This window comes from Thermococcus sp., from assembly GCF_026991495.1.
Lineage (GTDB): Archaea > Methanobacteriota_B > Thermococci > Thermococcales > Thermococcaceae > Thermococcus.
The window spans coordinates 1-8,630 of record NZ_JALXBJ010000006.1 but is presented as its reverse complement, the minus strand read 5'-3'; the positions used below and the strand labels follow the sequence as shown (position 1 = coordinate 8,630).

Below are 8,630 nucleotides of genomic sequence, written 5' to 3'. Positions count from 1 at the left end.
GGGCAGGGGGAAGAGCGTTTCCGTTGGCATAGCGGCCGTCGGCCTGGCCCTCGCCCTCGGGCGAGGGGCCAACATAATCGTAACCGCTCCGGAGCCTGAGAACGTCCAGTCGCTCTTCCGCTTTGCAAAAAAAGCTCTCGAAAGGCTCGGCTTAAATCCCGAGGCCGCTGGAGAGGGCGAGCTCATAACGGAGCTCCGCAGCGAAGCCGTGTCTCTCTGCTACTACCCGCCGGCTGAGGGCTACAAGGGGAGCGCCGACCTCTACGTGATTGACGAAGCTGCGGGGATCCACGTGCCCATCCTCCACAAATACCTGAGCAAACCCCGCGTCGTCTACTCCTCAACTGTGCACGGCTACGAAGGAGCGGGAAGGGGCTTTTCCGTGAAGTTCCTGAAGAAGGCCCGCGAAAAACGCGAGTTCACGGAACTCCACATGAACGAGCCGATCCGCTACGCCCCTGGCGACCCGATTGAGAGGTGGCTCTTCGACGTCCTCCTCCTCGACGCGGAGCCGGTCGAGCTCACCGAGGAGGACTACGAGCTGATAAAGAGAAAAGAAGTCTACTTAGAAAAGCCGGATCTGGACGACTGGTTCGAGAACGACAGGCCAGAGCTGAGGCACTTCGTCGGGATCTACATCTTAGCCCACTACCGCAACAGACCGAGCGACGTCGCGCTTCTGGCTGACGCTCCCCACCATGAGGCGCGCGTGCTCCGGCTGAAGAACGGCAAGATAGTGACGGCCGTGCAGATAGCCAGGGAAGGGAGCATCCCCAAGGGCGTCATAGAGAAGATGGCGAAGGGTTACAAGCCGAGGGGAAACATAATCCCGGACATGATGGTCAAGCACCACATCCTCAAGGAGTTCGCCAGGCTCAAAGGCTACAGGATAGTTAGGATAGCGACGCATCCGGACGCGATGGACATGGGGCTCGGGAGCAAGGCGCTGGAGCTCCTTGAGAAGGAGGCGAGGGAGAGGGGCCTCGACTGGATCGGCTCTGGCTTCGGGGCCAGTGAAGAGCTCGTCCGCTTCTGGATAAGGAACGGCTTTGCTGTAGTTCACCTCAGCCCTGCGAGGAACCCGGTCAGCGGGGAGTTCACCGCGATAGTCCTCAAGCCGATAAGCGAGAGGGCGAGAAAGCTCATCAGGAGGGCCAACGATGAGTTCAGGATAAGGTTTACTGAGTGGCTTGGCGACACGCACCGCGAGCTCGAACCTGGAATAGCGCGCTGGCTCTTCGAGACTCCCTTTGGAGAAGCCGTTGACTACCCCGTCTACCTGACGGAGATACAGAAGAAGAGGCTCGACGCCTTCACGGGCAAGGTTCTCACCTACGACACCGTCCTCGATGCGGTCAAGCCGATAGCGAAGCTCTACTTCCTCGACGGCTGGATGAAGCCCTACCTCGATGAGAGGCAGATACGGCTCCTCATCTACCGCGTTCTCCAGGCGCACAGCTGGGAGGAGACTGCAAAGCTCATAGAGAGAACCGGGACATTTACGATGATAGAGCTGAGGGACGTAATCAGGGGGCTGTGGTACTACTACAAGAGATTGCTTTAAACCGAGATTGAGGTAATTTTTTAACCCCTTCCCTCCAATAATACCTGTCAAATTCCAGCGGTGTCAGCGATGGCCGGAAAATGGGAGAAGATCATCTCGATAACAAAAAGCGGCATGAGGATTATCGGTCAGATGAAGAGAAAGGTGCGGAGGGGAAAGAGGATAGCCCTACTGATCGACGGGCCCAACATCCTAAGGAAGGAGTTCGGCATAAAGCTCGAGGATCTCGTGGAGGCCCTCTCGGAGATAGGTGACATAAGGGTCGCGAAGGTTATTCTGAACCAGTACGCCCCCCAGGGCCTCATCGAGGCAGTATCCAACCAGGGTTTTGAGCCGATAGTCGTTTCCGGCGAGACGGGTGTCAAGCTGGCCGTCGAGGCAATGAAGGAGATCTACAACCCGAACATAGACATCATAGCCATAGCGACGAGGAACGCCGAGTTCCTGCCGGTCATACTCAAGGCGAAGGAGAAGGGGAAGGAGACCATAGTCATAGGCGTTGAGCCCGGCTTCTCTGTGGCCCTGAAGCACGCCGCGGACTACACGATCACGATGGGCGGTGAGGCTCAATGAGGGAGAGGTTCCTCGGGATACTGAAGAGGGAGAAGGAAGAGAAGGAGGAGAGGCCCGAAAAGAAGATAGGATTAATCGTTGACGGGCCCAACATCCTAAGGAAGGAGTTCGGCATAAAGCTCGAGGACATAATGGAAGCGCTGAGCAGGATCGGGAACGTCAGGATAGCGAAGGTTATTCTGAACCAGTACGCCCCCCAGGGCCTCATCGAGGCCATCGTGAACCAGGGCCTTGAACCTGTCATCGTCGCCGGAGACACCGACGTGAGGGTGGCTATAGAGGCCATGGAGATGATATACAGCGCTGACGTCGACGTAATCGCCCTCGCCTCCAGGGACGCGGACTTCCTTCCGATCCTCATAGAGGCAAAGAGGAGGGGAAAGGAGACCGTTGTCATCGGTGTTGAGCCCGGCTTCTCGGTGGCGCTTCAGAACGCGGCCGACTACGTTATAAAGATGGAGTCCGCGAGGGAGGCGGGGGAGATCTAATGGACATCATCGTGACCTCCGTTATCTTCACCGCCGGCATCGTCTTCCTCATAAAGGGCAGCGACCTCTTTATTGGGGCCGCCACGAGGACGGCCCGGGATTTCGGGGTGAGCGAGTTCATAATAGCCCTCGTCTTGGCGAGCATAGCGACTACCCTCCCGGAGATGACGGTTTCCGCCCTCGCGGCCTACCGCGGTGAAAGCGGCATTGCAGTCGGCAACGGTGTGGGAAGTGCCTTAGCAAACATAGCCCTGATCCTCGGCGTTTCCTCCATGATAAAACCCCTCAGGGTGGACAGGATCGCCCTGAAGAACTCCCTCTTCCTCCTCGGGGTGACCGGTTACCTCGCCCTCCTCATGATGGACGGCACCATAAGCCGGCTTGACGGCCTCAGCCTAACTCTAATTTACGCGGCCTTCCTCTACTACCTCTACAAAAACCAGGTGTCCCTTGAGAGCCCGGAGGGCGAAAACGGCCCAAACCCATGGAGGGACACGGCAATAATGTTCGGCAGCGGCCTCCTCGTGGTGGCAGGTGCGGAGATGGTCATAAGGAGCGCAGTGGAGATAGCGAGGGCCGCTGGGATCCCGGAGGTCGTCATAGGCCTGACCCTGGTCTCAATAGGGACATCCCTGCCCGAGCTGACCAACTCCCTAATGGCAACCCTCAGGAACCTCCCGAACATAAGCGTCGGCAACATCATAGGAGCCGACATCCTCGACATCCTGATGGTGATAGGGATAGCGGCTCTGATAAGGCCCCTCCACGTCGGCGGGGACGTCCTCCGCGTTACAATGCCCCTCACACTCACTGTGATGCTGGCCTTGTCGGTCTCTCTGAAGAGGAACAGCAGCGTTGGTCGGCTGACCGGTGCGGTATTCCTCGCGGTGTACGCGGTCTTCCTGTACATCCAGTTCCTCTCCTGACGTTATTTTTTTAAGGTGCCCCCTCAACCCCAAGACCATGATAGTTGCCATCGTGGACGGCTACACCGACGAGCCCGCGGGCCTCGGCGTTCCCCCATACCTCGGCATCTACCCAAGGTACGCCTACGGGGCAATAAAAAAGGCCCGAAAGGACGCGGAAGTCTTCTACCTCACGATAGATGACCTCAGGGCAACTTTCGGGGGCGAAAGGGGAATAGCAACGAAAAACAAGACCCCCAACTTTCCAAACACCCGGAAGATTTTGAAGAAAGCGGGGGTAATAATCTACATCGGCGGCCTCCACACCCCCGGAAAGTACCTCTCCGCCGTCCCATCACAGGTGGAGGAGATAGCGAAATTCATAAAGGACTACAAGGCCGTGAAGATCCTCGGCGGGCCCGCGTTCATGGGCTCGGCCCACGGGGGCGGGACGAAGGTAAGCTCCCGCGAGCTTTCGCTGGCACAGGAGGTTTTCGACCACGTCGTCTACGGCGACTTAGAGGCCTTTCTTTTCGACTACCTGAGCAACCCAAAGGACGCAAACCCCTTCCGCTTCAGAAACTACGCCGAGCTCAGGGACTACGCGGTCATGGGCGCCGAGGTTGCGAGGCAGTTCCCGGACTTTCCGGACTTCGTCATAGTCGAGATCGAGACCCAGCGCGGCTGTCCCAAGGCGATGGGGGTAGGTGGCTGCTCCTTCTGCACCGAGCCCGTCAGGTACAGAACCGTTGAAGACAGGCCGGTTGAGGATGTAGTTGCCGAGGTCAAGGCCCTCTACAACCTGGGAGTGAGGCACTTCCGGGTCGGCAGGCAGAGCTGCATCTTCTCATACATGGCCAAGCCCGACGGTCGCGTCCCGGTTCCCAATCCAGAGGCCCTTGAGAGGCTCTTCCACGGGATACGGTCGGTTGCTCCCCATGTCAAAACCCTCCACGCGGACAACGCGAATCCAGCGGTCATAGCGAACTATCCCGAGGAGAGCATCAGGATAGCTAAGGCCCTCATTGAATACGGGACCCCCGGCAACGTCGTCGCCTTCGGGCTTGAGAGCGCCGATCCAAGAGTTACCAGGCTCAACAACCTGAACGCAACCGCCGAGGAAACCTACGAAGCCGTGAAAATCCTTAACGAGGTCGGCGGAAAGAGGGGCTACAACGGCATGCCCTGGCTCCTGCCCGGGATAAACGTAATATTCGGCCTTCCCGGCGAGACAAAGAGGAGCTACGAGCTGACGTTTCGGTTCTTAAAAGGGCTCCTCGACGACGGCCTGATGGTGAGGAGGATAAACATCCGTCAGGTGGTGGTCTTTCCGGGAACTCCCCTTTGGCACATGAGGGACAGGGTCAAGACCGAGAAGCACAGGAAGCTCATCCAGCACTACAAGTACAAGATCAGGCACGAGATCGATCTGCCGATGCTCAAACGAGTCGTCCCGGTCGGAACCGTGCTCAGGGGCGTCCGCGCCGAGATCTTCGAGAACAACCTCACTTACGGCAGGCAGATGGGGAGCTATCCCCTCATCGTTGGGATCCCCAAGGAGGTTCCCCTCAACCGCTTTTACGATGTGCTCATAGTTGGACACGGCTTCAGGAGCATAACAGGGATCCCGATACCGGTAAACGTGAACCGCGAGAGCCCCAAGGTCCTCCAGTACATTCCCGGGATAGGAAAGAAGAAGGCCGTGAGAATCCTCGCGAGGAGACCTTTCAGGAGCCGGGAGGAGTTTTTGGCCCTCCTCGGAGAGGAAGGGAGAAAAATCGGCGACTTCATTGAGCTCTGATCAGATGAGTTTCTTCTCCCCCAAAACCTTCTCCATCCTGTCCATCGCCTCCTCAAGCTTCTCGTAGGCTGTTGCGTAGCTTATCCTTATGTAGCCCTCGCCGGCTTTTCCAAAGGCGCTCCCCGGCACAACTGCCACCCTGGCCTCGTTGAGCATCAGCTCGCTGAACTGGTGGTCTGTCAAACCTGTGTCCCTGATGCGCGGGAAGATGTAGAAGGCCCCCTTTGGCTTAACCGTCGGCAGGCCCATCTCGTTCAAGCGCTTCCAGACGAGCTTCCTCCTCCTGTCGTACTCCCTTCTCATCCACTCAACTGCCTCCCAGCTCCTCGGGTCTCTGAGGGCTTTCGCAGCAGCGTACTGAACGAAGGTCACCGGGCAGGTGGCGTTGTACATCTGGAAGCGGGTCATCTTCTCTATTACCCACGCCGGTGCCGCGACGAAGCCGAGGCGCCAACCGGTCATCGCGAAGGTCTTGGAGAAGCCGTTTATCGTTATGGCCCTCTCAAACATTCCGTCGAGGGAGGCTATGCTGTGGTTCCTAGCGCCATCGTAAACGAAGTGCTCGTAGACCTCGTCGCTGAGCACCATCAGGTCGTGCTCCACGGCGAAGCCGGCTATCTCCTCAAGGTCTTTCTTCGTGAGAACCGCTCCAGTCGGGTTGTTGGGCGTGTTTATGATGAGCGCGCGGGTCTTCTCGGTGACGTGCTTCTCCAGGTCATCAACGCTCAGCCTGAAGTCGTTCTCCTCGTAGGTTGGAACCTCGACCGGCTTTCCGCCGGCGAGAACAACGGCCGGAGCGTAGCTGACGAACATCGGGGACGGTATGAGAACTTCCTCCCCATCCTTCAGGAACGTTGCCAGCCCCATGAGGAAGGCCTGGTTGGCCCCGACGAGTATCATGACCTCGCTCATCGGGTCAACTTCGATGCCGTTCTGCTCCCTCAGCTTCTCCGCCACGGCTTTCCTGAGCATTGGCAGGCCCGCGTTCGGACCGTAATGGGTCATCCCCCTGTCCAAGGCCTCCTTTGCGTACTCCCTTATGTGAGAGGGCGTGACGAAGTCCGGCTCGCCTATTCCGAGTGAGATGACGTTCTCCATACCGGCGGCGAGGTCGAAGAGCCTCCTTATCTCAGAGGGGTTGACGAGTTCAATCCTGTCGCTCAGCGCCATTAACACCACCGGGGAAGCTTCTCGCCGATGTTTATAACGTTACCTCAGCGAAAAAATGGACGTTGAAGCGCAGAAACAGGCATTAAAGCCCAGAAGAGCAGGATGGCTGGAGATAAGAAGTGAGGAGATTCCGCCAGAATGACTGATACGAGTTTCAATTCTCTCAGAGTCTTATTGCAACACAGGCTGGGACAAAGAAGAAATCAAGGCAAAAGACGTTTCAATTCTCTCAGAGTCTTATTGCAACCTGGCCGGAAGACTATTCTCTTCACGGGGAACGCTTTGTTTCAATTCTCTCAGAGTCTTATTGCAACGTAATCCGCGATCATGCGCAGCATGAAGTAGCTGAGGTTTCAATTCTCTCAGAGTCTTATTGCAACTAGAATGTTCCGATGTACCTCGAGGTGTGCTCGTTTATGTTTCAATTCTCTCAGAGTCTTATTGCAACTTCCTCAACGAGGCAACGCCTGTCGAGGCAGTCAAGTTTCAATTCTCTCAGAGTCTTATTGCAACCTTTCATGTTCATGACTTTCAATATGCCTGGCGTTGGTTTCAATTCTCTCAGAGTCTTATTGCAACGCTACAACCTCCTCGGGGTCAATGCCGCGTATCTCCGTTTCAATTCTCTCAGAGTCTTATTGCAACCGGAAGGCCACGACGTTGAGGTGCGCGTGTTGGTCAAGTTTCAATTCTCTCAGAGTCTTATTGCAACGAGCATTGAGTACGGGAGCTCAATCAAGCCGAGCATGGTTTCAATTCTCTCAGAGTCTTATTGCAACCCTTCCGCGAGGCCAACAGAACCATCGAGAAGTTCCGCGTTTCAATTCTCTCAGAGTCTTATTGCAACCAAAGCCCACGAGGCTGAATATCCACGCCGCACTCCAGTTTCAATTCTCTCAGAGTCTTATTGCAACTGGGTGTTTTTGGAGGTAATAGAGGTAGTCCCAGAGCGGTTTCAATTCTCTCAGAGTCTTATTGCAACTGCAAAAGGCTTATTAGGGTGGGGAAAGAGAAAAGGGGTTTCAATTCTCTCAGAGTCTTATTGCAACATGAGTCTGATACCGTCTAATTTCGTCTATTTCAGCAAGTTTCAATTCTCTCAGAGTCTTATTGCAACGTGATTCGGCGCATATACGAAACGACAGCCTTCGACCGTTTCAATTCTCTCAGAGTCTTATTGCAACTCTTTATCGAGTAGTAGAACGTCGCAGTCTTCTTGAAGTTTCAATTCTCTCAGAGTCTTATTGCAACTGATGCGTGTGATGACGTAAATAAGGGCTCTGAGGTGTTTCAATTCTCTCAGAGTCTTATTGCAACCGAGCCCGATTATTGCCAATCCGAAGACGAGCCAACCCGTTTCAATTCTCTCAGAGTCTTATTGCAACTCTGGTTGATTGTGATGGTGAGGTTGTGGGGGAATGTTTCAATTCTCTCAGAGTCTTATTGCAACTTTATTCTCCGCTTTTTAGTCTTTTCGCTTTCTGTTCGTTTCAATTCTCTCAGAGTCTTATTGCAACTAGTTTGACTGTGAGGTTTATGGCTGTGGTGGTGATGGTTTCAATTCTCTCAGAGTCTTATTGCAACCCCAATCCTTGAGATTCTACTTCCACCAGCCCAGAGCAGTTTCAATTCTCTCAGAGTCTTATTGCAACAAAACCAGACCCGTAGAACGTGCTATTATTAGAAGGAGTTTCAATTCTCTCAGAGTCTTATTGCAACCCGTCTAAAAGGATAACAGACCACCACGAGTTATTAGCGTTTCAATTCTCTCAGAGTCTTATTGCAACAGGTAGTCCTTCTTAGTTCTCTCGCTAATCTCTTTCCGTTTCAATTCTCTCAGAGTCTTATTGCAACCTTTCCTCGTCCGCTTTCCAGGCTTCATCAGTCGAAGTTTCAATTCTCTCAGAGTCTTATTGCAACGAGCATTGAGTACGGGAGCTCAATCAAGCCGAGCATGGTTTCAATTCTCTCAGAGTCTTATTGCAACCCTTCCGCGAGGCCAACAGAACCATCGAGAAGTTCCGCGTTTCAATTCTCTCAGAGTCTTATTGCAACACGGCTTCAACCTTCAGAACTTCCCGATTGAAGTTCGTTTCAATTCTCTCAGAGTCTTATTGCAACACATATAG

6 protein-coding genes and 1 CRISPR repeat array are annotated in these 8,630 nt (G+C 54.7%); of the genes, 5 read left to right on the top strand and 1 reads right to left on the bottom strand.

The features are described from left to right. The 5 genes from MVB78_RS00505 to MVB78_RS00485 form a co-directional block, all read left to right on the top strand. Nucleotides 1-1,564, top strand: a 1,564-nt coding sequence (locus MVB78_RS00505; RefSeq protein WP_297486646.1) for a GNAT family N-acetyltransferase, incomplete at its 5' end; no start/stop codon positions are given. 69 nt (nucleotides 1,565-1,633) lie between these two features. Further along, entirely contained in the window at nucleotides 1,634-2,137 is a 504-nt protein-coding gene (locus MVB78_RS00500) for a TIGR00288 family NYN domain-containing protein (RefSeq protein WP_297486641.1), read from the top strand. Beyond that, nucleotides 2,134-2,625 carry a TIGR00288 family NYN domain-containing protein gene (locus MVB78_RS00495; RefSeq protein ID WP_297486638.1) on the top strand — a complete coding sequence of 164 codons (492 nt, stop codon included), beginning with the start codon at nucleotides 2,134-2,136 and terminating at the stop codon, nucleotides 2,623-2,625. Before MVB78_RS00500 ends, MVB78_RS00495 begins: the two co-directional genes overlap by 4 nt. Continuing rightward, entirely contained in the window at nucleotides 2,625-3,551 is a 927-nt protein-coding gene (locus MVB78_RS00490) for a sodium:calcium antiporter (protein ID WP_297486637.1), read from the top strand. The genes MVB78_RS00495 and MVB78_RS00490 overlap by 1 nt, the downstream gene beginning before the upstream one ends. A 37-nt stretch (nucleotides 3,552-3,588) precedes the next feature. After that, entirely contained in the window at nucleotides 3,589-5,331 is a 1,743-nt protein-coding gene (locus MVB78_RS00485) for a radical SAM protein (RefSeq protein WP_297486635.1), read from the top strand. Here the strand turns inward: MVB78_RS00485 and MVB78_RS00480 are convergent, their stop codons facing one another. Next, complete coding sequence (locus MVB78_RS00480; protein ID WP_297486650.1) at nucleotides 5,332-6,501, bottom strand: pyridoxal phosphate-dependent aminotransferase; 1,170 nt, start codon at nucleotides 6,499-6,501, stop codon at nucleotides 5,332-5,334. Between the two features lie 151 nt (nucleotides 6,502-6,652). Beyond that, nucleotides 6,653-8,622: direct repeats of the CRISPR family, unit length 30 nt; unit sequence GTTTCAATTCTCTCAGAGTCTTATTGCAAC. Nucleotides 8,623-8,630: the final 8 nt, after the last annotated feature.

Excerpts from the sequence above, each read along its gene's own strand:
- MVB78_RS00500 (WP_297486641.1), top strand. The coding sequence starts at position 1,634 with ATGGCCGGAAAATGGGAGAAGATCATCTCGATAACAAAAAGCGGCATG.
- MVB78_RS00495 (WP_297486638.1), top strand. The coding sequence starts at position 2,134 with ATGAGGGAGAGGTTCCTCGGGATACTGAAGAGGGAGAAGGAAGAGAAG.
- MVB78_RS00490 (WP_297486637.1), top strand. The coding sequence starts at position 2,625 with ATGGACATCATCGTGACCTCCGTTATCTTCACCGCCGGCATCGTCTTC.
- MVB78_RS00485 (WP_297486635.1), top strand. The coding sequence starts at position 3,589 with ATGATAGTTGCCATCGTGGACGGCTACACCGACGAGCCCGCGGGCCTC.
- MVB78_RS00480 (WP_297486650.1), bottom strand. The coding sequence starts at position 6,501 with ATGGCGCTGAGCGACAGGATTGAACTCGTCAACCCCTCTGAGATAAGG.